A 20,771-nucleotide genomic window follows, 5' to 3' on the forward strand; every position below is an offset into this window, starting at 1 on the left:
AATGAACGCACTGCTGCGCCTCCAGTCCGAGCTTGGCGACATCGTCAGCACTGCACCACTCGACCTCGCGGCCAGCCGCACCGACAAATCCGGCTGGATCGCCGACGGTACCCCCCTCGCCCTGGTGCGTGCCACCACGGTCGCCCACGTGCAGGCCGTGCTGCGCATCGCCACCAAATGCCGGGTGCCGGTGGTCACCCGCGGCGCTGGAACGGGACTGTCCGGCGGAGCCTGCGGCACCGACGGTGCCATCGTGCTGAGCGTGGCCGGGCTCACCCGCATCCTCGAAATCAACGCCGACGACGAACTCGCCGTCGTGGAGGCCGGAGTGATCAACCAGCACCTCAACGACGAGCTCGCGAAGCAGGACCTGTGGTTTGCCCCCGATCCGGCCAGCAAAGCCATCTCCACCGTCGGCGGCAACATCGCCACGAACGCCGGCGGCTTGCTCTGCGCCAAGTACGGCGTCACGCGGGAGGCGGTGCTCGGTCTGACCGTCGTACTCGCCGACGGCAGCCTGCTGCACACCGGGCACCGCACGGTCAAGGGCGTCACCGGTTACGATCTCACGGCGCTGCTCACCGGCTCCGAGGGCACCCTCGGCGTCATCGTTGAGGCGACCGTGCGGGTGCGCGCGCTCACGGCGGGCGCCGTTGCCACGATCGGTGCGGTTTTCGACACGGTCACGGCGGCGGCCGCAGCCAGCGCGGCGATCACGGCCGCACGAATCCGCCCCGCCGTGATGGAACTGATCGACCCGGTCGCGCTCGGTCTAGTCGCCGCCTACCTGGGGCCTGAGGGCTCGGCCGGTCTGCCGCTCGGTCGCGGCGCGTTCCTGCTGGTGCAGACCGACGGTCCGGCGGCGCTCGCCGAAGCCGAACAGGCCGTTGCCGTGCTGCGGGCGGCAGGAGGCGAAGCCAGCCTGTCAACGGATGCTGCCTCCGGCGACCGCCTGCTGGCCATCCGCCGCGCCATGCACCCAGCCCTGGAGCAGTTCGGCCGGGTGCTGATCGAGGACGTGTCCGTACCGCGCTCGCGCATGGCCGAGATGTTCGCCGCGATCGCCGAGATCAGCGCCCGCACCGGCATCCCCATCCCCACCGTCGCCCACGCCGGTGACGGCAACCTGCACCCGAACTTCGTCATTCCCCGTGGCGGGGAAGCGGATGCGGCGGTGCCCGACGAGATCTGGGCCGCCGCCGACGAGATGTTCCAGGCCGCACTGGCCCTCGGCGGCACGCTCACCGGCGAACATGGCGTCGGCGTGCTGAAACGTCGCTGGCTGCGCGATGAGATCGGCGACACGAGCCTCGAGCTGCAACGCCAGCTCAAAGCGGTCTTTGACCCGCTCGGTCTTCTGAACCCCGGCACCATGTTTGCCGCCTGAGCTGGGCCGCCCGGGCCGGTATTCTCGAACAATGAGCCTCGACCAGCCACCGGGCCAGCAGCCAGCCCCGCAGCAGCCATCCCAGCAGCAGCCCGTGCAGGAGAGTCCGGCCCCGGTGCAGCCGGTTTGGAGCCAGCCGGTACGCCCGTCTCGCGCCGGCCCGATCGTACTGGCCGTGATCGGCATCGTGCTCGCCGGGCTGGCCCTGCTCGCCGTGTTCTTGTACCTCACTACGTTCCTCGGCGCCGGCGCCCTGCTGGTCGGGCTGATCCTGGCGCTTCTGCCGCTCGCTGTCGTGCTGCTCGCGGTGCGCTGGATCGACCGCTGGGATCCGGAGCCGCGGCCGGCCCTCATCTTCGCCCTGCTGTGGGGTGCCGGCATCTCCATCGTCACCGCACTGCTCTTCGACCTTGGCGTTCAGATCACGATCGCGGCCAGCGCGGGGGCACTGACCGGGAGTGATTTCGCATCCGCTGTCATTCAGGCCCCGATCGTGGAGGAAGTCGCCAAGGGATTCGGCATTCTCGTGCTGTTCTGGGCGGTTCGGAGGCACTTCGACGGCCCGGTCGACGGCGTCGTCTACGCCGCGACGATTGCGGCCGGCTTTGCGTTCTCCGAGAACATTCAATACTTCGGCCTGGCCATGACCGAGGGCAACGCGCAGGGCCTCGGCATCACGTTCTTGCTGCGCGGGGTCTTCTCGCCGTTCGCGCACGTCACGTTCACGATCTGTACCGGGCTCGCCCTCGGGCTGGCCGCACGGCGCAGCGCGAGCAAGGGCGGCGCGGTCGGCTATTTTCTGCTCGGCCTCATCCCCGCGATCCTGCTGCACGCACTGTGGAACGGTTCCACTTTTGTGCTGAGCGGTGATGCCTCCGTGCTCATCTACTACGCGGTCGTGCAGGTGCCGCTGTTCATAGTCGCCATTCTCGTCGTGGTGTTTCTCCGCCGGCAGGAAGCCCGCATCACCCTGCGGCGGCTGCACGAATATTCGCAGGCCGGCTGGTTCACCGCCGCGGAGGTTTCGATGCTCGGCACGGGCGCCGGCCGACGTCAGGCGCTCGCCTGGGGCCGACGGCAGCAACGACCCAAGAAGCTTGCCATGCGCCTGTTCATAGCGGACGCGACCCGCCTCGCCTTCGTGCGTGACCGCCTGGTGCGTGGCCAGAGCACACCGGCGCTGCACGCCCACGAGGCTCGCCTGCTCGGACGGTTGATGAATCATCGGGCCGATGTGCTGGGGCAGGTGCGGCCGGGTACGGCACCAGCGGTACCGTAGGCGCGGAACCAACAGAAACTCGCCGCTTCGGTGGTGTGGCGGTGCCGACGACTCTCCCGATGCGACGAGTTGGTGTACACCAAGAGTGCACCCGCGAGCGGTCCGGCGCAAGCATTATTTTTTTCGACCTGCCAGGTGGGTCGCCGGTGTGCATTTCTGCGCGCGATCCGGTTGGATGGGGGTATGACTGATTTGAATTCCAAGCCCGAAATTGACTTCCCGGAGGGCGCTGCGCCCGAACAACTCAAGATCACCGATGTCGTCGTCGGTGACGGTGCCGAGGCTACCGCCGGCGCTACCGTCGATGTGCACTACCTCGGCGTCGAGTTTGCGTCCGGCGACGAGTTCGACTCGTCCTGGAACCGCGGCCAGTCGATCAACTTTCCGCTGCGCTCACTCATCGCCGGCTGGCAGGAAGGTATTCCCGGCATGAAGGTCGGCGGCCGTCGCAAGCTCGTTGTACCCCCGCACCTCGCCTACGGACCGGCCGGTTCCGGACACCGACTGTCCGGCCAGACCCTGATCTTCGTGATCGACCTGCTCGGCGTGAGCTGAGTCGTTCGACCCTGATTACGAGCGGTTGATGCGCAGGTGTTTGATCTTCGAGGTGTGACCGCGGATGATGCTCACGTCGCGTTTAGCCACCTTGAAGTGCTTGGCCAGCAGAGCCACGAGGGCGTCGTTCGCGGCGCCCTCCACGGCTCGCTGCTGCAGAAAGACCGTAACGGATGCGTGTTCCGGCGTACTCTCCGGGTCGTCCACCACGAGCGGGCCTTTGCGGCTTCCAGGCTTCACGTGCACCGTGAGATTGAGCATGGCGGGCACGGCACTCCTGTTTGCCCCGGTTCGTGGTGAGGGGCGCTCGTTAACGCTAACGTGCTAAGGCTAGAGCAAAGCCGCCGTTGGTTCCGGGCCGAGTAGAAAGCGCCGTCCGGTGATCGACTCCGGCACGATCTCGACGAACACCGGCTTGACCGTGGGGATCAGCGGCCGTAACGGCAGGGCGGCGGCGTCGTCGATCTCCCGCTGGGTGTTGAGCGCTCTGGCTGTTCCGTGCACGACGACGCTCCACGCGTCGTCGCGACCCACGCCGTCCGTTTCGAACGCGACTCGGTTGTTGACCGTGAGCTCGATCAGTTTGGTGCCGGACGCGGTGCGAAACAGCAGGTGCCGGTCGGCGGCCACAAAATTGACCGGAAAAATATCCGGGATGCCACCGACGGCCACGGCGAGGCGGCCCAGACTGGCCGACAGTAAGGCATTCCAGCATTCCTCTTCGCTGAGATTCTGCACGGCCGATGCAGCCGCGTTCACGTCGTTGAAAGTCATGGTCCATCGTCACACGCCCCGAGCCTCAGGGCGAGCCGGAGAAGCGCGTTTTGCACGCTGGCAGGCAGACCTGGCACCGAAAACATATTGCCCCCAATGCAGGGTGGTTTACCTGTAAGCTGGAAATTTGCCCAGCGGGGCAGGTACCTGGCGGTGCCAGAGCGGCTTAGTCCACAGTTAAATTGCCGTGTGCCGCAAACTATTTCTTTGAGAAAGTTCCACCGTGAGTGCACTACCCGAAGTACCGGCGAAAACGCCGAACAGCAGTCCACCCAAATCCCGTCGATTCGTCGTTCCGGCACCTCGAGTGTTTTATCCCGCACTCGGCATCATTCTGGCCGTCGTCATCGTGGCCATCGCTTTTCCGGTGCGCACGGGCAGCGTTCTTGCCCTGCTGCAGGGTTGGGTGGTGGCCGGCCTCGGCCCGTACTATGTCGTCATCGTGGCGGCGTTTGTGGTCTTCGCCATCTGGATGGGCCTCAGCCGCTTCGGCGACATCAAGCTCGGCAAAGACGATGACGAACCCGAATTCGGTCTGACGAGCTGGTTCTCGATGCTCTTCGCTGCCGGGATGGGTATCGGCCTGGTCTTCTGGGGCGCCTCAGAACCGCTCACCTTCTTCACGACACCCAAGCCCGGGGTGACCGGCGATTCCGCAGATCTCGCCTCCGCCGCGATGTCGCAGACCTTCCTGCACTGGGGATTCCACGCCTGGGCCATCTACGCCGTTGTCGGCCTGGCCCTGGCCTATTCGATCCACCGCAAGGGGCGTCCGGTTTCGATCCGCTGGGCACTGGAGCCGCTTCTCGGTACCAAACGGGTCAAGGGTCGTCTCGGTGACGTAATCGACGTGATCGCCATCGTGGGTACCCTGTTCGGTGTCGCGACCTCCCTCGGCCTCGGGGTCAAGCAGATCGCCGCAGGCCTCAGCTACCTCGGTGTCGTCGGCGACGTCACCAATACCCTGCTCGTGGTTTTGATCGTCGTGATTACCATCATCGCAACGGCCTCTGTGGTCAGCGGCGTCGGCAAGGGCATCAAGTGGCTCTCCAACATCAACCTCGGCATGGCCGGCCTGCTGCTCGTGGCCGTGCTGCTGCTCGGCCCCACAATGTACCTGCTGCGTCTGCTGGTGCAATCGGTCGGCGGCTACTTTCAGAACGTGGTCGGACTCACCTTCGACACCGGAGCATTCACCGGCCAGGCCGGCCTCGACTTCCAGGGCGCGTGGACCGTCTTCTACTGGGGCTGGTGGATCTCCTGGGCACCGTTCGTGGGCGTGTTCATCGCGCGCATCTCCCGTGGACGCACGGTTCGCCAGTTCATCGCCGGCGTGCTGCTCGTTCCGACCTTGGTCACATTCGTCTGGTTCGCGGTCATGGGCGGCAGCGCCATCCGTCAGGCCTGGGAGGGCGACGGCGGTGGTCTGTTCGACCCCAAGGTCGGCATCATCCCCGAGAACGTACTGTTCAACTTTCTGGGCACCCTGCCGTTTGGCGTGATCCTCTCGGTGATCGCGGTCATCGTCATCGCGATCTTCTTCATCACCTCGGCCGACTCGGGTTCACTCGTCATCGACATGCTGGCCTCTGGCGGAGACACCAATCCGCCCAAGTGGAGCCGCATCATGTGGGCCAGCCTCGGCGGGCTCGTGGCTATCGCCCTGCTGTTGGCTGGCGGACTGGCCGCCCTGCAGACCGGCGCGATTCTGACCGCTATTCCGGTGAGCATCGTCATGATCGGTATGTGTATTGCCATTTACAAGGCGTTCCGCATCGAGCACGAGGTTCTGGTGGCTGCCGAACGCCGTCAACGCCGGGAGGAAATGGCCCGCCGCATCGGCAAGACCGTCACCGCGCACCTCGAGGAGAACTTCGACGACCACTTCGGTGAGCAGGTCGACGGCCACATCGAGGCAGCGCTGACCGACGATCCGGCCCGCCGACCGCGGTGGGGTCGTCGCCCGAAGGCCTGAGGCCTGAGGCCAGAGGCCTGAACCGGGACAGGGTGTGGGACGGGCAGCCGCTACATGCCGTTGGCTGCCCTGACCCGGTTGACCAGATCACGCCACGGCCCGTTCACCTGGGGTTCGGCGAGCACCACCTCGTGCGGGGCGCACCGAATGCGGTAAGCGAACCGGTCGGGGGTGGCCTCGCTGTCGGTGACGTCGTCCCAGGGCAGGGAGTTCAGGAACTCAGCCCAGGTATTCGGGTCGGGCTGTTCTTCAACTCGCACTTCCCAGGTCAGGCGGATACCCGCCGTCCCGCCGCTGCGGGAGACGATGACTTTCATACCGCGATGCTACTCCGGTGGCCGGGGTACGCCTGGCCGGCTCGGGGGTGGTGGCGGGGCTGGTTGCTGGGGAAGCGGCGACGGAATCGCCGCCACCACGCCCACCGTCGCCCACGCGCGCATTACCGCGTCGTGGGCGGCACCGCCATTGCCGTAGAGACGCGCCGCGGTATCGGCCGTGGCCGCGGCAAACGCCACGAAATCGCTCGTGCTGGCCAGCGCACCGCCGGTGAGAGTCTCGTACCAAATGTGGCCCGGCGTCTCCCAGGCGTTGCCGCCGAGGGCATCGGCGACCAGATAGAACGCCCGGTTGGGAATGCCTGAATTGAGGTGCACTCCACCGTTGTCGTCCTCGGTTTCGACGTACCCGGCCATGGTGTCTGGCTGCGGATCTTTGCCGAGCACATCGTCGTTGTATGCGGTACCTGGCGCTTTCATTGAACGCAGGGCCACGCCCTCCACCTGGTCGGTGAACAGCCCTTCCCCGATCAACCAGCTGGCATCGGCCGTCGATTGGTTCTTGACGTGCTGCTCGACCAGGGCACCGAACACGTCGGAGATGGATTCGTTGAGCGCCCCCGACTGGCCCTGGTAGGTGAGATTGGCGGTGAACTGGGTGACTCCGTGGGTGAGTTCGTGCCCGATCACGCTGGGCGAAATCGTGAAGCGAGTGAAGACCTGCCCATCACCATCGCCGAACACCATACGTTCGCCATCCCAAAAGGCGTTGTCGTACTGCTTGCCGTAGTGCACGGTCGCATCCATGGGCAGTCCGTTGCCGTCGATGCTGTCGCGCCCGAACTGCGTCCAGAACAGGTTCTGGGTGGCACCGAGCCCGTCGTACGCCTCGTTCGTGGCCGGGTCGGTGCCGGCAGGCTGGCCCTCGGCGCGCACCCGGCGACCCGGCAGGCGTTCCTGGCCACCGGCATCCGAAATGGTGCGGTCAGACTCACCGGGGGTTCGAGCCGGCAGCGTGCGCGCCCCCGAGTAGGGAAACGGATGCGCCCCGCCCCGCAACTGGCGAATCTGCGAGTCCCGCAGCAGCGAGGCCCGGGCGGCCGCCGCGGCCTGCGCAAATCGGGGATCATCAAGTTTCGCCAGCCGCACCAGCAGGTAGGGCGGAACGATCGTGCACGTGGTGTGGAGCTCGCGAGTGTCCATGTGCAGAGTCTGGCACCGGCCGCCGACATTGCAACCGCGCGTTTTGGTCACGCTGAATAGACTCGCCTCATGCGCTTTGGAATCGTCATTCTTCCCCAGGACCCGTGGCCGGTCGCCCGCAGAAAATGGCTCGGCGCCGAGCAGTACGGCTTCGACCACGCCTTCACCTACGACCATCTGTCCTGGCGCTCGCTCGCTGACGAGCCGTGGAACGCGACCATCCCCACCCTCACCGCCGCTGCGGCCGTGACCGAACGGATAGCACTGGGCACCTTTGTCTCGTCGCCGAACTTTCGGCATCCGGTGCCATTCGCTAAAGATGTCGCAACGGTCGACGACGTCTCGGGCGGGCGGTTTCTGCTCGGCATCGGGTCGGGCGGCACCGGTTTTGACGCGAGCGTGCTCGGCCAGCCGGAGTACACCCCCCGTGAACGTCACGCACGGTTCGCCGAATTCATCACGGACCTCGACCTGCTGTTACGCGGCGAAGAACCGGGCTCCACTGACGGAATCAGTTTCACCGGCGAGTGGTATACCGCCCACAACGCCCGTATGGTGCACTCCGCTGCCAGCGCCCCGGCACGCTCCCGCGTACCGTTCCTGATCGCGGCCAACGGGCCGAGGGGTCTCGGGCTGGTCAGCCGTTTCGGGCAGGGCTGGGTGACCACCGGACAGGACGGTGTCGAGGGAGAAGAATGGTGGACCAGTGTGCGCGGCCTGACCATGCGCCTCGACGACGTCGTCAGCGGAGCCGGCCGCGACCCCGCCACGATTGACCGTTACCTCTCACTCGACAGCGGCGGAACATACTCCCTGCAGAGCATGAACGCGTTTGAGGATGCCGTCGGCCGGGCCGCCGAGCTCGGTTTCACCGACGTGATCAGCCATTGGCCACGCGAGCACGGCATCTACGCCGGCGACGAATCCATCCTCGATACGGTCGCGGCAACCCTGAACTGAATCGGCCAAAGAGGGCGGTCGATCGGGGTTTCCGGCCAGCGGATGTCTAGGCTGGTTTCATGCGCGCACACGACGACCCCAGGCCCATCGTTCCCCGCACCCCGCTGACTGATCGGCTCGGGTGGCTCGGCCTGCGCAGCGGCCAGATTCTGCTCGTCATCCTGCTGGCCTCCGTGGTCGTCTTCGGCCTGGTGCAGCTGAAGCTCGTCGTCATCCCGGTTTTGATCGCGATCATCCTCGCCTCAGCGCTCAGCCCGGTGATCAACGGGCTACGCAAGCGCGGAGTCGCCGCCATCCTCGCCACCTGGATCACCCTGCTCGGCGGCATCGTCGTCTTCGGCGGAATCATCACCCTCATCGTTTTGGCGGTGCGTGACCAGTGGAACGAGCTGTTCTCCTCGGCCTCGGAGGGCATCGACCATCTTCAGCAGTTCCTGATCGACGGACCGATCCAGGTCGATGAGAAGCAGATCGACACGGCGCGCACCGCCGTCGTGGACTTTCTCACCAGCAGCCAGTTCGGTACCGGGGCGCTCGCCGGGGCATCCGCTGTGTTCGAACTGATCACCGGGGCGGTGCTGCTCGTGGTCATTCTGTTCTTCTTCCTCAAGGATGGCGGCCAGATCTGGAACTTCTTCCTCACGCCGTTCAAGGGCGAGCGGCTCGCCCGCGGACGCCGCATTGGCCACACCTCGCTGCGCGTGCTCGGCGGTTACGTGCGCGGCACCGCCATCGTCGCCGCTGTCGATGCCACGGCGATCGGTATCGGCCTGGCCATTTTGCAGGTTCCGCTGGCTCTGCCACTGGCGGTCATCGTGTTCCTCGGCGCGTTCATTCCGCTGATCGGCGCGACCGCGGCCGGCGTGCTCGCCGCCCTGGTGGCCCTCGTCGCGAGCGGTCCGGGCGTCGCGCTCATCGTCATCATCATCGTGATCGCGGTCAACCAGCTCGAGGGAAACTTTCTGCAGCCGGTCGTCATGGCGCAGTCCCTCAAGCTGCATCCGCTGGTGATTTTGGTCGGGTTGACCGCCGGAACCATTCTCGGCGGCATCGTCGGCGCCGTGCTCTCGGTGCCGATCGCGGCCGTCACCTGGGCCATCGCCAAGGCCTGGAACACCCCGGATGCCCCGCGCGCCATGCCGCCGAAGCGTCGCGTGCTAAAGCGCTGACCGGCATCTGTTCAACCCTGCTCGTGCCACCGCTGCCCCCTGCATGACTGGAGAACCATGACCGAGCAGAGCCCCTATCACCTGCCGCGCCCGCGCCTGACGCCCGAGCAGGCGACCGAGCTGGCCCGGGACCGGTTCGGAGTGGCGGGCGTTGTCACCGAGCTCGGCAGTAATCAGGACCGCAATTTTCGGATCGAAACGGATGCCGGTTCCCTCGTTCTCAAAGTCGCCAACCCGGCCATCTTGACGGTGGAGCTCGAGGCCCAGAACGCTGCCCTGGGGCACCTCGCCAACCTGGGGCACCTCGGCAACCTGGGTCTCGACCTGCCAGCCGTGATAGCCGGGATCGATGGAGGCGAGGTTCAGCGTGTCACGATCGACGGGCAGAACCTTAACCTGCGCCTGTTGACCTACGTCGACGGGCATCCGCTGACCGATGCCGTGCGTCTGTCGGTCGGGCAGATTCGCGGGCTCGGTGACGTGGCCGGGCGCCTGGTTCAGGGCCTCGCCGACTTCGAACACCCGGGAACGGACCGCTTGTCACAGTGGGATCTGCGGCGCGGCGGGGAGGTCATCGATGCCCTCCTCGGCTACGTTGACGACGACGTGCGCCGCGAACGGCTCCGCACCGTAACCGAGGTCGCACGGCAGCAGGTCGACCGCGTCGCGACCGACCTGCGCGTTCAGACCATCCACGGTGACCTGACCGACGACAACGTGGTCAGCCGCACCGACGCCGAGACGATCACCGGAGTGATCGACTTCGGGGACGTGGCCCAGGGCTGGCTCGTCGCCGAACTCGCCGCGACCTGCGCCTGCGTGCTGTATCGCAGTCCGCGGCATCCGCTCGCCGTCCTCGACGCAATCGAGGCGTTCACCCAGAGGGTACCGCTCACCGACACCGAACTCGCCGCCCTCTGGCCGCTGATCGTGCTGCGCACCGCGGTGCTCGTGGTGAGCGGCGAGCAGCAGGTGCACCTCGATCACGATAACGACTACGCCGACGCCAACCGCTCTCGCGAGTGGCTCGCGTTCGCCACCGCGGCGGAGCAAGACGGCGCAGAGCTCGAGGCCCTCATCCGTTTCGTGGTGACCGGCGAGCCGGCGCCGATCGTGGCCACTGATCACCCCCTGGCGGGCACCGTCGACCCCGGTGCGATCATCGATCTGTCGGTCACCAGCGCAGCGTTCGACGCTGGAATCTGGCTCGAACCCGGCATTGACGGGCGCGTGGCAGCGGATGCCGCCGCCCGCTCAGGGCACGCAGTCACCCGCTACGGCGAGTATCGCCTGTCGCAGACCCGCATCGACACGGCCGAGGAGTCGGTCACCCTGGCCCTCGGGGTCGAGATGTATCTACCGGCCGGCAGCCCGGTGGCAGCGCCGATCGACGGGACCATCGTGGTGGTGGATGCCGACACCGTGCGGCTCGAGGGCGCAGATTACGACCTGTGGCTGACCGGGGTTCACGGGGGAGGGCTCGACGGCCAGCGGATTCAGGCCGGATCCGGCCTCGGAACGACCGGCGCCCGGGTGACCGTGCAGGCCAGCCGGCTGCGCGGCATCCGCCCGCCATTTTTCGTCGCACCCTCGGGTGCCGCGCAATGGCAGCGGGTCTGCCCCGACCCCTCAGCCCTGATCGGGCTGGAGACGGCCCGACCACTCGCCGACCCGGCCGCGCTGCTTGAGCGCCGTGATGCGTCGTTCGCGCGCGTGCAGGAGCACTACTACGCGGCCCCGCCGCAGATCGAGCGCGGCTGGAAGCACCACCTGATCGACATGCACGGGCAGAGCTACGTCGACATGGTCAACAATGTCACGACCGTCGGCCACGGACACCCACGCATTGCCGAAGCAGCCCGAAGCCAGTGGTCGCTGCTGAACACCAACTCGCGTTTTCACTACGACGAGCTCGTGCGCTTCACCGAACGACTTGCCGAGCTCGCGCCGGACCCGCTCGACACCGTCTTTCTGGTCAACAGCGGCACCGAGGCCGTGGACCTCGCGCTGCGCCTGGCGCTCACGTACACCGGCCATGACACCGTACTCTCGGTGCGGGAGGCGTACCACGGCTGGTCGATGGCAGCGGATGCCGTCTCCTCCTCGGTCGCCGACAACCCCAAGGCCCTTCAGACCCGGCCAAACTGGGTGCATCTGGTCGAGGCGCCGAACGCCGTGCGCGGCAAGTATCGGGGCATGCAATCGGCGCCGCAGTACCTGAATGACCTCGATGGCGACCTCGCCGCCCTCGACGACGAGGGCCACAGCGTCGCCGCATTCATTGCCGAACCGGTGTTCGGCAACGCCGGCGGAGTGCTGCTGCCCGACGGCTACCTGACCGGCGTCTACGAGAAGGTTCGCGCCCGCGGCGGGCTCTGCATCGCCGACGAGGTGCAGGTGAGCTACGCGCGCCTCGGTCACCACTTCTGGGGGACTGAACAGCAGAACGTGGTTCCCGACATCATCACCATCGCGAAGGCGATGGGCAACGGGCATCCGCTCGGCGCGGTCATCACCCGCCGCGACATAGCCGATCGCTTCGCCCTGGAGGGACCGTTCTTCTCTTCGGCCGGCGGCAGCCCGCTCAGTTGCCGCATCGGCCTGACCGTGCTCGACATCATGCGCGATGAGGGCCTGCAAGGCAATGCCGAGGTCGTCGGCGGGCACCTCAAGCGGGAGCTGGAACAGCTCGGCGAACGGTTCGACCTGGTCGGCGCGGTCTACGGCATGGGGCTCTACCTCGGCGTCGAACTGGTGCTCGACCGGGTCGATTTCACGCCAGCCACCGCCGTAGCCGCCCGGCTCTGTGACGAATTGCTGTTGCGGGGCGTCATCGTGCAGCCCACCGGCGACTTCAAGAACGTGCTTAAGATCAAGCCGCCGCTCTGCCTCACCGTCGCCAGCGCCGACCATTTTCTGCACGCCCTCGAAGACGTGCTCGGCGAGCTCGCGGGCTGAGCTAGCGGCGTGTTTTCTCCGGGAGGGGTGCCGTCGGGTCGGGCTCGGCGATGAAGACCAGTCCGCCGGCGCTGTTGGCCGAGAGCATGAGCGCTTCGATCCAGTCCCGATTGATCGACGGGATTCGGCTGCCGAAATACCGGTAGTAGAGCGTGCTCGTGGGGTCGAGCCAGATCGCGCTCCGGCCGCTGCCGACGTCGGCGGAATCGGTCCAGGTGAACACAAAACTTTCGCGCCGGCGCAGCTTGGTACTGATCACGATCTGCAAGTGCATGAGGGCGCGATCGTCGAAGGTGATCACGATGCCCGGATTGCCGTAAAGCAATGTACCCATACGTGCACCTCCTCGATTATTCCACCACTGTAGCGGTAGCCGGGGGAGGGGACAGACCCGCTCATCGCCGACAATTCCCGCAGCGTGACCGCGTCGGCCGACCACTCTGCTAAAGTATGAAGGTTGCCGTTCAACGGCCGCGGATAAAGAGAGCTCAGGCATTTGGCCAAGGGCACCGCGCAGTGAGAGAAAGGGGATCCCACTTTATGGCACTCGAACCAGATGCTAAGAAGGCGATCATCGAAAAGTACGCTACCCACCCAGGCGACACCGGGTCCCCGGAAGTTCAGATTGCAATGCTCACGCAACGCATTCTCGACCTCACCGAGCACCTGAAAGAGCACAAGCACGACCACCACTCACGTCGTGGCCTGCTTCTCATGGTTGGTCAGCGTCGCCGTCTGCTCGGTTACCTGTCGGACATCGACATCACTCGGTACCGCACACTGATCGGCAGCCTCGGCCTGCGTCGCTAATTACCGTGCAGCTCAACTGCACGTAGCGAAGCAGCGTTGACAACGCGAACTTCTTCTCAACGGGCCGTCACCTTGTAGGTGGCGGCCCGTTGTGTATACCCGAATGCAACACTCAAGGAGCGTGCATTCGGGCGTGACGACTGGGGCTACCCGCTCGCACTGGGCAATTTGCGTCAAACGGGCAGCGGATCCGACGCCCCCGTGCCCCCGCACCTGCTGTCGGCGGCCGACGAGGCCGTGACACTCTGCCCACGCCTGGCGCTCTCCCCTCATGCTGCTCCGCCGCAGCCAAGCGCCAGACGGGGGTAGAACGGGGTTGCTAGCATAAGGGGTTGGCAATAACGAACGGATACCACAACGCATGAGTCTCTGGCGCACCAAGAGTATTGAAGATTCGATAGCAGACTCGCTGGAGAAGGGCCACAGCCTTAAACGCACCCTCGGTACCTGGGACCTCATGATCATGGGTGTCGCCGTGGCCGTCGGAGCGGGAATTTTCTCGGTCGGCGCCAAGGCCGCCGGCAGCTACGCCGGGCCCTCGGTCACCCTGGCCTTTCTGCTGGCGGCGTTCACCTGCGCGCTGGCGATCATGTGTTACGCCGAATTCGCCTCGGCCGTGCCCGTCGCCGGCTCCGCCTATACCTTCACCTACGCCACCCTCGGAGAGTTGCTGGCCTGGATTATCGGCTGGGACCTCATCCTGGAGATGCTCACCGCGGCCGCAGTAATCGCGAAATACTGGGGTATCTACCTGAGCACAGTGTTCGACCTGGCCGGCTGGAACGTCCCGGCCACGATCCCGGTGCTCGGCCTGGACGTCAGCTGGGGCGCCTTCGTCATCGTCGCGATCTTCACCACGCTGCTCGTGCTCGGCACCCAGCTGTCGGCCCGGGTCGCGAGCGTGTTCACGATCATCAAGGTCGCCATCGTCGTCTTCGTCATTATCGTCGGCGCCTTCTTCATCAACACGGCAAACTACAGCCCGTTCATTCCAGCCGAGGTGCCCACGACGGGCGGCGATGGTGATGTCTGGATGCAGTCCTTGTTCTCCTTCATGACCGGTGCAGCTCCCGCCCAGTACGGCCTGTTCGGCCTGCTCGCCGGTGCGTCCCTGGTGTTCTTCGCGTTCATCGGTTTCGACGTCGTGGCCACGAGCGCCGAAGAGGTCAAGAACCCGCAGAAGACTCTGCCGCGTGGCATCTTCGCGGGGCTCGCCATCGTCACGGTGCTCTACCTCGGCGTGAGTCTCGTGCTCACCGGGATGGTGCCGTACACGGTGCTGGCCGACGACCCGAACGCATCCCTCGCCACGGCCTTCGTCGCTGTCGGTGCCGGCTGGGCTGCCCAGGTCATCTCTATTGGAATCCTGGTCGGTCTCACGACGGTGATCATGGTGCTGCTGCTCGGCCTCTCCCGGGTGCTGTTCGCGATGAGCCGCGACGGCCTGCTGCCGCGTTGGCTGAGCGTGACGAGCGAGAAACGCCGCACTCCGGCGCGCATTCAGATTATCTCCGGCGCCGCCGTCGCTGTGATCGCCGGCCTCACCGACGTGGGTGTGCTCGAAGAAATGATCAATATCGGCACACTGTCGGCATTCGTGCTGGTCAGCATCGCCGTGGTCGTGCTGCGCAAGAAGCGCCCCGAGCTGCCGCGCGCCTTCAAGGTACCGTTTTCACCGGTGCTCCCGATTCTCTCTGCCGTGCTGTGCATCTGGTTGATGCTGAATCTCACGACCCTCACCTGGGTGCGTTTCGCGGTCTGGTTGGTCGTGGGCTTCATCGTGTACTTCGCTTACGGACGCAGCCACTCCGTGCTCGGCATCAAGCAGCGTGCGGCCGCCAGTAACACTCCGGTCGACTCCTCCAAGCCGCTATAGGATACAAACTGCCCCTATAGTTGGAGTGCGTCGGCAATATGTTCTCGCTCGGCCAGAAGTTCCACCAACGACGGCAGGATGTCTATCATGAGCAACCCGATCGACACGAAACCGAGCGTCGTACTGTTCAGCGGCTTGGCGACTCAGAAGGCCCTCGAGGCCGAAATCTTCGCCGCGTTCACGACTGAAACAGGCATAGCGATCGATGCCCACTTCGACCCGACCACCGAACTGCAACGCCGCTTCGCGGCCGGCGAGCGGCCGGACATTGTCATCGTCGCTACCCCGGCCCTCGCGAGTCTGGCGGCCGACGGTGTCATCGACCCCTCAACCGTCGTCCCCCTGGTGACGACCGGCATCGGAATCGGCGTGGCCGACGGTGCCGACAAACCCGATATCTCTACCGTGCCGGCGCTCACCAGCGCACTGCGCAACGCCCGTTCGGTCGCCTACTCTCAGGCCGGTCAGAGCGGCATCTACTTTCGCACCCTGATCGAGCGACTCGGCATAGCCGCTGAAGTGGATGCCAGGGCCACGCCACTCGCGAAGGGGTTTACCGGCGTGGCCGTCCGTGACGGCCGTGCTGATCTCGCGGTGCAGCAGCTCAGCGAGCTCGCCTTCGTGCCCGGAATTGCCATTGTCGGACCATTCCCCGACGAGGTCCAGCACCTCACCGAATTCGCAGCAGCCCTGAGCAACGCGGCGGCGGCGAAGCCGGAGGCGCTGGCGTTGCTGGAATTCTTGAACGGTGACGTCGCCCGCGCCGCCTACGAACGTAGCGGTCTTCGCGCCGTTTAGTGGCAAGTTGCATCCGCAGATGACTGTCGACGGAGAACAAACCATGCGCGAACTCATTCCGCTCCGCCTGGACGCGAACCTCAAATGGCTCTTCACGGAACGACCGTTTCTGGAACGCTTCGATGCCGCGGCCGCGGCCGGTTTCGCCGGCGTCGAATACGCGAACCCCTACGACTTTCCACTCGCGCAGTTGCGCCGGTGCTTGGCGGACGCCGGGTTGCACCAGGTGCTGATCAATACGCCAGCGGGTGCGAGCTGCTCTCTGACGAGGTTCGGCTACGCCTGCCTGCCTGACGCGGTTGGCGAATTCCGCGATGGCATCTCCCGATCCTTGGAATACGCCACTGGTCTCGGTGCGACGCGCATCCACGTCATGGGCGGCCTCGTGCCCGAGGGTGTGCGGTGGGATCGCGCATTCGCGACCTATGTCACCAACCTGGCCTGGGCGGCCGAGCAGGCGGCGTCGACCGACGTCATCCTCGTGCTCGAAGCTTTGAATCAGGGAGATGCTCCCGGATTCGTGCTCGAGTCCGTAGAGCAGGCCGCTTCGGTCGTTGAAGCCATCGGCAGCGAGTCCCTCGGAATCCTCTATGACGTCTACCACGCCCAGGTGCAGCAGGGCGATGTGATCAGCCGCCTGCGCAATCTCTTTCAGCACGTTGCCCACGTGCAGATCGCCGACCCGCCCAGCCGGACTGAGCCGGGCACCGGCGAGATCGGCTGGAATTCGTTCTTTGCCGAACTGCGCACTCTTCGTTATGACGGATGGATCGGCCTGGAGTATCGGCCAGCCAAGGAGACCGTCGCTGGCCTGGCCTGGCGTGATGCCTTTACGATCTGATCGCCTGCAGTTCGTGCTGAATTATGAGGGCCAGTTGCCGCAGGAGCACGATGTCAGTATCCGCACGACTGCGTGGTTTTGGGTCGAACACGCACAGAATTCCGATTCGTTCACCCGACGGTGATTCGATCGGAAAACCCGCGAAAAATCGCATGAACGGCGGACCCGTTACGTAGGGCTTGCCGCGAAAACGCTCGTCTGTCTCGGTATCGCCCACGACGAGTGCTCCCGGCTGGATAACGACCGTCGCCGACATCGAATCGGATCTCGCCGGATTGACACCCGTGGGCCCAACACTTGCCACCACTCGCAACCCGGAATGGTCGCGAAGCACGAAGGCCGCGGACTCGGTACCGAAGGACTGTTGCGCCAACGCGAGGACAGGATCAAAGCGGGTCTCTCGCAGGTGTGATTCCACACCGGCTTCGACTTCGGGCGGCGCTGTGATCTGCACCGGACTGACCATGTTCGACCCGTGGCGGTCGCGGACCAGATCGAGTCGAGCGGCCATTTCGTCGGCGAGAAACTCTCCCCATAACCGGTAATCCGTCGAATTAAGGTACCGGCCCGAGACTATGAAGGCGTTATCGGTCAGGGGAAGATAGACCGAATGCGGCACGGTTCGGCAGACCCGTTCCGTCCGCACGTTCAGCCGTCGTGCGTGCGTGTTGGCGACGGAACCCAACAGGCTATCAAATACGGGGACCGTTCGAATCGGCTGAATGCCCATGACGTAGATGTTCGTGCTGTCGAGAGTGTCCCGCTCCAGGGACCGGAGCAGTCGGCCCATGTTTCGTTCCCACGACTTTTCCGAGGTGAGCGTCACCGCGTCGTTGACACCGACGAAGACGACGACCGCCTGGAACCGGCCCAGGGCGTGTCCCGCCAGCAGATTCGGAAGTCCTTCCAGACTCCCAAAAGGGTCGGCGACCAGCGTCACGTCGGCACCGCACCCCGTTCGAGCCGATAGCGCACGGGCCAGTGACCCGGGAAGGGCAAGGTCGTGGCTGCTGACGCCCCAGCCCGAAGCCGGGCCGCTGCCGAGAATGAGCACACGATCGCTGTTGGCCCCGGGTGCGTGCGCCTCGGGGGTGCCGGTGGGGCGCGGAACGCTCGCGCTGTCCTGGCGAATGAATTCCATCCAGGCGCGCATGATTCCGACAACCAGCAGTCGTCTGAGTCCCTGCACCGTCGCACCCTCATTTCAGTCCCTATCACTCTGCCCGAGACTCCGACCGTGCCCGCCGACTTGGTGGCACCAGTTCGGGGTCGATTCTGTGTCTGATAGGCTTGGTGACGGTCCTTCTTCGGAAGCGGCCGAGCAACCGGAGCGCAACTGGCAGGAAGCTGGTCCTCGGTGGTGGTTTCCCAGACTCGCGTATTTCAGGCGCGCAGCTTCTGGTGAATTTCTACTGGTGGCCAGCAAAACGACAGTGTTTACACAGAGATTGTTGAAACGCGGCTTAGTCCTGCCTGGTCGAGCTCCTCGTCCCACTCGCCTGTCATACGGGCACGCGAGCCTTCGTCGCCAGCATGGCGAGAAGCAAACTTAAAGGAGAAAACCCCCACATGGAGGGTCCAGAAATCACGTTCGCCGAAACCGTTATCGATAACGGCAAGTACGGCAAGCGCACCATCCGCTTTGAAACCGGGCGTCTCGCCCAGCAGGCGCAGGGTTCTGCCGCCGCCTACATTGACGAAGAGACGATGCTGCTCTCCGCCACGAGCGTCAGCAAGCAGCCGAAGGACAACTTCGACTTCTTCCCGCTCACTATCGACGTTGAAGAGCGTATGTACGCCGCCGGTCGCATCCCGGGCAGCTTCTTCCGTCGTGAAGGTCGTCCCTCGACCGACGCGATCCTCACCTGCCGCCTGATCGACCGCCCGCTGCGCCCGTCTTTCGTCGACGGTCTCCGCAACGAGATCCAGGTCGTCATCACCGTTCTGGCCATCGAGCCCGACGAACTGTACGACGTGCTCGCGATCAACGCGGCCTCCATGTCGACCCAGCTCGCCGGCCTGCCGTTCTCCGGACCGATCGGTGGCGTTCGCGTTGCCCTCATTCCCGACGAGAACGGTGGCGGCCAGTGGGTTGCCTTCCCGAAGCACTCGCAGCTGGATGATGCCGTGTTCAGCATGGTCGTCGCCGGCCGCGTTGTAACGGACGCCGCCGGAGTGCAGGACGTCGCGATCATGATGATCGAGGCCGAAGCCACCGACGCCGCCTGGAACCTGATCAAGGGTGGCGCCATCGCGCCGAACGAAGCGGTCGTTGCCCAGGGCATCGAGGCTTCCAAGCCCTTCATCAAGCAGCTCGTCTTCGCGCAGCAGCAGGTAGCGGATGCCGCCGCCAAGCCCACCGCGGACTTCGCCCTGTTCCCGCCCTACCAGCCGGCCACCTACGACGCCGTCGCGGCGCTGTCGTACGACCAGCTGGGGACGGTCTACACGATCGCCGACAAGGTCGAACGTCAGAACGCCGACGACGCGCTCAAGGCATCCGTCAAGACCGCCATCGCGGCCAAGGTCGACGCCGGCGAGCTCGACGCGAGCGCCAACAACCAGGTCAACGCGGCCTACAAGTCGGTCACCAAGCTCGTTGTGCGCTCACGCGTGCTCAACGAGGGCATCCGCATCGACGGTCGTGGGCTGGCAGACATCCGTCCGCTCGACGCCGAGGTTGCGGTCATCCCACGCGTACACGGCTCGGCCATCTTCCAGCGCGGCGAAACCCAGATCCTGGGCGTCACCACCTTGAACATGCTCAAGCTCGAGCAGTCGATCGACTCGCTGAGCCCGGTCACCAAGAAGCGCTACATGCACAACTACAACTTCCCGCCCTACTCGACCGGTGAGACCGGTCGCGTCGGAACGCCGAAGCGTCGCGAGATCGGCCACGGAGCGCTCGCTGAGCGTGCCCTGGTTCCCGTGCTGCCGACGCGTGAGGAATTCCCCTACGCCATCCGTCAGGTTTCCGAGGCGCTCAGCTCCAACGGATCCACCTCGATGGGTTCCGTCTGCGCCTCCACCCTGTCCCTGCTGAACGCCGGAGTGCCGCTGCGCGCCCCGGTCGCCGGTATCGCCATGGGCCTGATCAGCGACACCGTCGACGGTCAGACCCGTTATGCGGCACTAACCGACATCCTCGGCGCCGAAGACGCCCTCGGCGACATGGACTTCAAGGTCGCCGGCACGAGCGAATTCATCACCGCGATCCAGCTCGACACCAAGCTCGACGGCATCCCCGCCTCGGTTTTGGCCGGCGCGCTGACGCAGGCGAAGGATGCCCGCACCACGATCCTCTCCGTGCTGAACGCGGCGATCGACGCTCCCGACGAGATGGCGCCCACCGCGCCGCGCGTCATCAGCGTGCAGATCCCCGTTGACAAGATCGGCGAGCTGATCGGCCCGAAGGGCAAGACGATCAACTCGATCCAGGACACCACCGGTGCCGACATCTCGATCGAGGAAGACGGCACCGTGTACATCGGTGCCGTTGATGGACCGTCGGCTGAGGCCGCACGCGCCCAGGTCAACGCCATCGCGAACCCGACCAACCCCGAGGTTGGCGAGCAGTTCCTCGGAACCGTCGTCAAGATCGCCGCGTTCGGTGCCTTCGTTTCTCTGCTCCCGGGCAAGGACGGTCTGCTGCACATCTCTGAGGTGCGTAAACTTGCTGGTGGCAAGCGCGTGGAGAACGTCGAAGACGTGCTCGGCGTCGGCCAGAAGGTTCTCGTGGAAATCACGAAGATTGATGACCGTGGAAAGCTCTCGCTCGCCCCGGTACTCGAAGAGGCTGCTGACACCGAGGGTCGCGCTGCGGCCTCCGACAGCACAGACGCTTCGACCGAGGTCTAGTACTTACGAAGACCGGTCCCAATAGATCTCCCGATCACCTCTCGCCAGGTCGG

18 protein-coding genes are annotated in these 20,771 nt (G+C 65.3%); 12 read left to right on the forward strand and 6 right to left on the reverse strand.

Annotated elements, in window-relative coordinates; all coding sequences use genetic code 11:
- Window position 1: 1 nt before the first annotated feature.
- The 3 genes from CXY78_RS07280 to CXY78_RS07290 all read left to right on the forward strand — a co-directional run bounded on the left by CXY78_RS07280 (window position 2) and on the right by CXY78_RS07290 (window position 3,221).
- Window positions 2–1,387 carry an FAD-binding oxidoreductase gene (locus CXY78_RS07280; protein ID WP_092340969.1) on the forward strand — a complete coding sequence of 462 codons (1,386 nt, stop codon included), beginning with the start codon at window positions 2–4 and terminating at the stop codon, window positions 1,385–1,387.
- A 31-nt stretch (window positions 1,388–1,418) separates the two neighbouring features.
- A complete protein-coding gene (locus CXY78_RS07285) occupies window positions 1,419–2,666 on the forward strand; it encodes a PrsW family intramembrane metalloprotease (protein WP_104088800.1) in 1,248 nt (415 codons plus the stop codon).
- Window positions 2,667–2,849: 183 nt separating this feature from the next.
- The gene (locus CXY78_RS07290) at window positions 2,850–3,221 is read left to right on the forward strand and encodes an FKBP-type peptidyl-prolyl cis-trans isomerase (RefSeq protein ID WP_104088801.1); all 372 of its coding nucleotides are present in this window, start codon (window positions 2,850–2,852) and stop codon (window positions 3,219–3,221) included.
- A gap of 15 nt (window positions 3,222–3,236) precedes the next feature.
- Here the strand turns inward: CXY78_RS07290 and CXY78_RS07295 are convergent, their stop codons facing one another.
- Together CXY78_RS07295 and CXY78_RS07300 are read right to left on the reverse strand one after the other, a co-directional pair.
- Window positions 3,237–3,482, reverse strand: a complete 246-nt coding sequence (locus tag CXY78_RS07295) for a DUF167 domain-containing protein (protein WP_092340973.1) — start codon at window positions 3,480–3,482, stop codon at window positions 3,237–3,239.
- A 69-nt stretch (window positions 3,483–3,551) separates the two neighbouring features.
- Complete coding sequence (locus CXY78_RS07300) at window positions 3,552–3,995, reverse strand: pyridoxamine 5'-phosphate oxidase family protein (protein WP_092340974.1); 444 nt, start codon at window positions 3,993–3,995, stop codon at window positions 3,552–3,554.
- 307 nt (window positions 3,996–4,302) lie between these two features.
- On the opposite strand from CXY78_RS07300, the gene CXY78_RS07305 reads away from it, so the two are divergent.
- Window positions 4,303–5,970 (forward strand): BCCT family transporter, encoded by a 1,668-nt coding sequence (locus CXY78_RS07305; RefSeq protein ID WP_198412799.1) that lies wholly within the window; start codon window positions 4,303–4,305, stop codon window positions 5,968–5,970.
- Window positions 5,971–6,020: 50 nt separating this feature from the next.
- On the opposite strand, the gene CXY78_RS07310 is transcribed toward CXY78_RS07305, so the two are convergent.
- On the reverse strand, window positions 6,021–6,287 hold the full coding sequence (locus tag CXY78_RS07310; protein WP_092340977.1) for a protealysin inhibitor emfourin: 267 nt from the start codon (window positions 6,285–6,287) through the stop codon (window positions 6,021–6,023).
- Between the two features lie 9 nt (window positions 6,288–6,296).
- Window positions 6,297–7,448 carry a M4 family metallopeptidase gene (locus CXY78_RS07315; RefSeq protein ID WP_092340979.1) on the reverse strand — a complete coding sequence of 384 codons (1,152 nt, stop codon included), beginning with the start codon at window positions 7,446–7,448 and terminating at the stop codon, window positions 6,297–6,299.
- Window positions 7,449–7,517: 69 nt separating this feature from the next.
- Here CXY78_RS07315 and CXY78_RS07320 point away from each other — a divergent pair, with 69 nt between their 5' ends.
- Genes CXY78_RS07320 through CXY78_RS07330 form a run of 3 tightly spaced genes read left to right on the forward strand, consistent with a single transcriptional unit; the run spans window position 7,518 to window position 12,535 of the window.
- Window positions 7,518–8,408 (forward strand): LLM class flavin-dependent oxidoreductase, encoded by an 891-nt coding sequence (locus CXY78_RS07320; RefSeq protein WP_104088803.1) that lies wholly within the window; start codon window positions 7,518–7,520, stop codon window positions 8,406–8,408.
- 59 nt (window positions 8,409–8,467) lie between these two features.
- Window positions 8,468–9,577, forward strand: coding sequence for an AI-2E family transporter (locus tag CXY78_RS07325; RefSeq protein ID WP_092340981.1), 1,110 nt, complete (start codon window positions 8,468–8,470; stop codon window positions 9,575–9,577).
- A gap of 57 nt (window positions 9,578–9,634) precedes the next feature.
- The gene (locus tag CXY78_RS07330; RefSeq protein WP_104088804.1) at window positions 9,635–12,535 is read left to right on the forward strand and encodes an aminotransferase; all 2,901 of its coding nucleotides are present in this window, start codon (window positions 9,635–9,637) and stop codon (window positions 12,533–12,535) included.
- A 1-nt stretch (window position 12,536) separates the two neighbouring features.
- Here the strand turns inward: CXY78_RS07330 and CXY78_RS07335 are convergent, their stop codons facing one another.
- Window positions 12,537–12,869: a hypothetical protein gene (locus tag CXY78_RS07335; RefSeq protein ID WP_092340984.1), complete on the reverse strand. Its 333-nt coding sequence runs from the start codon at window positions 12,867–12,869 to the stop codon at window positions 12,537–12,539.
- A 206-nt stretch (window positions 12,870–13,075) separates the two neighbouring features.
- Here CXY78_RS07335 and rpsO point away from each other — a divergent pair, with 206 nt between their 5' ends.
- From rpsO to CXY78_RS07355, 4 genes are all read left to right on the forward strand, one after another.
- Window positions 13,076–13,345 carry a 30S ribosomal protein S15 gene (gene rpsO, locus CXY78_RS07340; protein ID WP_092112143.1) on the forward strand — a complete coding sequence of 90 codons (270 nt, stop codon included), beginning with the start codon at window positions 13,076–13,078 and terminating at the stop codon, window positions 13,343–13,345.
- A gap of 361 nt (window positions 13,346–13,706) precedes the next feature.
- Window positions 13,707–15,221 carry an amino acid permease gene (locus CXY78_RS07345; protein WP_104088806.1) on the forward strand — a complete coding sequence of 505 codons (1,515 nt, stop codon included), beginning with the start codon at window positions 13,707–13,709 and terminating at the stop codon, window positions 15,219–15,221.
- Between the two features lie 87 nt (window positions 15,222–15,308).
- Window positions 15,309–16,019 (forward strand): extracellular solute-binding protein, encoded by a 711-nt coding sequence (locus CXY78_RS07350; protein ID WP_092340986.1) that lies wholly within the window; start codon window positions 15,309–15,311, stop codon window positions 16,017–16,019.
- A 19-nt stretch (window positions 16,020–16,038) separates the two neighbouring features.
- On the forward strand, window positions 16,039–16,860 hold the full coding sequence (locus tag CXY78_RS07355; RefSeq protein ID WP_198412795.1) for a hydroxypyruvate isomerase family protein: 822 nt from the start codon (window positions 16,039–16,041) through the stop codon (window positions 16,858–16,860).
- On the opposite strand, the gene CXY78_RS07360 is transcribed toward CXY78_RS07355, so the two are convergent.
- Window positions 16,850–17,800, reverse strand: coding sequence for a GAF domain-containing protein (locus CXY78_RS07360; RefSeq protein ID WP_158253289.1), 951 nt, complete (start codon window positions 17,798–17,800; stop codon window positions 16,850–16,852). The two genes, CXY78_RS07355 and CXY78_RS07360, sit on opposite strands and share 11 nt — an antisense overlap.
- A gap of 629 nt (window positions 17,801–18,429) precedes the next feature.
- On the opposite strand from CXY78_RS07360, the gene CXY78_RS07365 reads away from it, so the two are divergent.
- Entirely contained in the window at window positions 18,430–20,718 is a 2,289-nt protein-coding gene (locus CXY78_RS07365; protein WP_092340988.1) for a polyribonucleotide nucleotidyltransferase, read from the forward strand.
- Window positions 20,719–20,771 lie beyond the last annotated feature (53 nt).

The sequence above is a fragment of the Cryobacterium sp. N19 genome, assembly GCF_002929595.1.
Lineage (GTDB): Bacteria > Actinomycetota > Actinomycetes > Actinomycetales > Microbacteriaceae > Cryobacterium > Cryobacterium flavum.

Coding starts and splice junctions, on each gene's coding strand:
- CXY78_RS07280 (WP_092340969.1), top strand. CDS start 2: ATGAACGCACTGCTGCGCCTCCAGTCCGAGCTTGGCGACATCGTCAGC.
- CXY78_RS07285 (WP_104088800.1), top strand. CDS start 1,419: ATGAGCCTCGACCAGCCACCGGGCCAGCAGCCAGCCCCGCAGCAGCCA.
- CXY78_RS07290 (WP_104088801.1), top strand. CDS start 2,850: ATGACTGATTTGAATTCCAAGCCCGAAATTGACTTCCCGGAGGGCGCT.
- CXY78_RS07295 (WP_092340973.1), bottom strand. CDS start 3,482: ATGCTCAATCTCACGGTGCACGTGAAGCCTGGAAGCCGCAAAGGCCCG.
- CXY78_RS07300 (WP_092340974.1), bottom strand. CDS start 3,995: ATGACTTTCAACGACGTGAACGCGGCTGCATCGGCCGTGCAGAATCTC.
- CXY78_RS07310 (WP_092340977.1), bottom strand. CDS start 6,287: ATGAAAGTCATCGTCTCCCGCAGCGGCGGGACGGCGGGTATCCGCCTG.
- CXY78_RS07315 (WP_092340979.1), bottom strand. CDS start 7,448: ATGGACACTCGCGAGCTCCACACCACGTGCACGATCGTTCCGCCCTAC.
- CXY78_RS07320 (WP_104088803.1), top strand. CDS start 7,518: ATGCGCTTTGGAATCGTCATTCTTCCCCAGGACCCGTGGCCGGTCGCC.
- CXY78_RS07325 (WP_092340981.1), top strand. CDS start 8,468: ATGCGCGCACACGACGACCCCAGGCCCATCGTTCCCCGCACCCCGCTG.
- CXY78_RS07330 (WP_104088804.1), top strand. CDS start 9,635: ATGACCGAGCAGAGCCCCTATCACCTGCCGCGCCCGCGCCTGACGCCC.
- CXY78_RS07335 (WP_092340984.1), bottom strand. CDS start 12,869: ATGGGTACATTGCTTTACGGCAATCCGGGCATCGTGATCACCTTCGAC.
- rpsO (WP_092112143.1), top strand. CDS start 13,076: ATGGCACTCGAACCAGATGCTAAGAAGGCGATCATCGAAAAGTACGCT.
- CXY78_RS07345 (WP_104088806.1), top strand. CDS start 13,707: ATGAGTCTCTGGCGCACCAAGAGTATTGAAGATTCGATAGCAGACTCG.
- CXY78_RS07350 (WP_092340986.1), top strand. CDS start 15,309: ATGAGCAACCCGATCGACACGAAACCGAGCGTCGTACTGTTCAGCGGC.
- CXY78_RS07355 (WP_198412795.1), top strand. CDS start 16,039: ATGACTGTCGACGGAGAACAAACCATGCGCGAACTCATTCCGCTCCGC.
- CXY78_RS07365 (WP_092340988.1), top strand. CDS start 18,430: ATGGAGGGTCCAGAAATCACGTTCGCCGAAACCGTTATCGATAACGGC.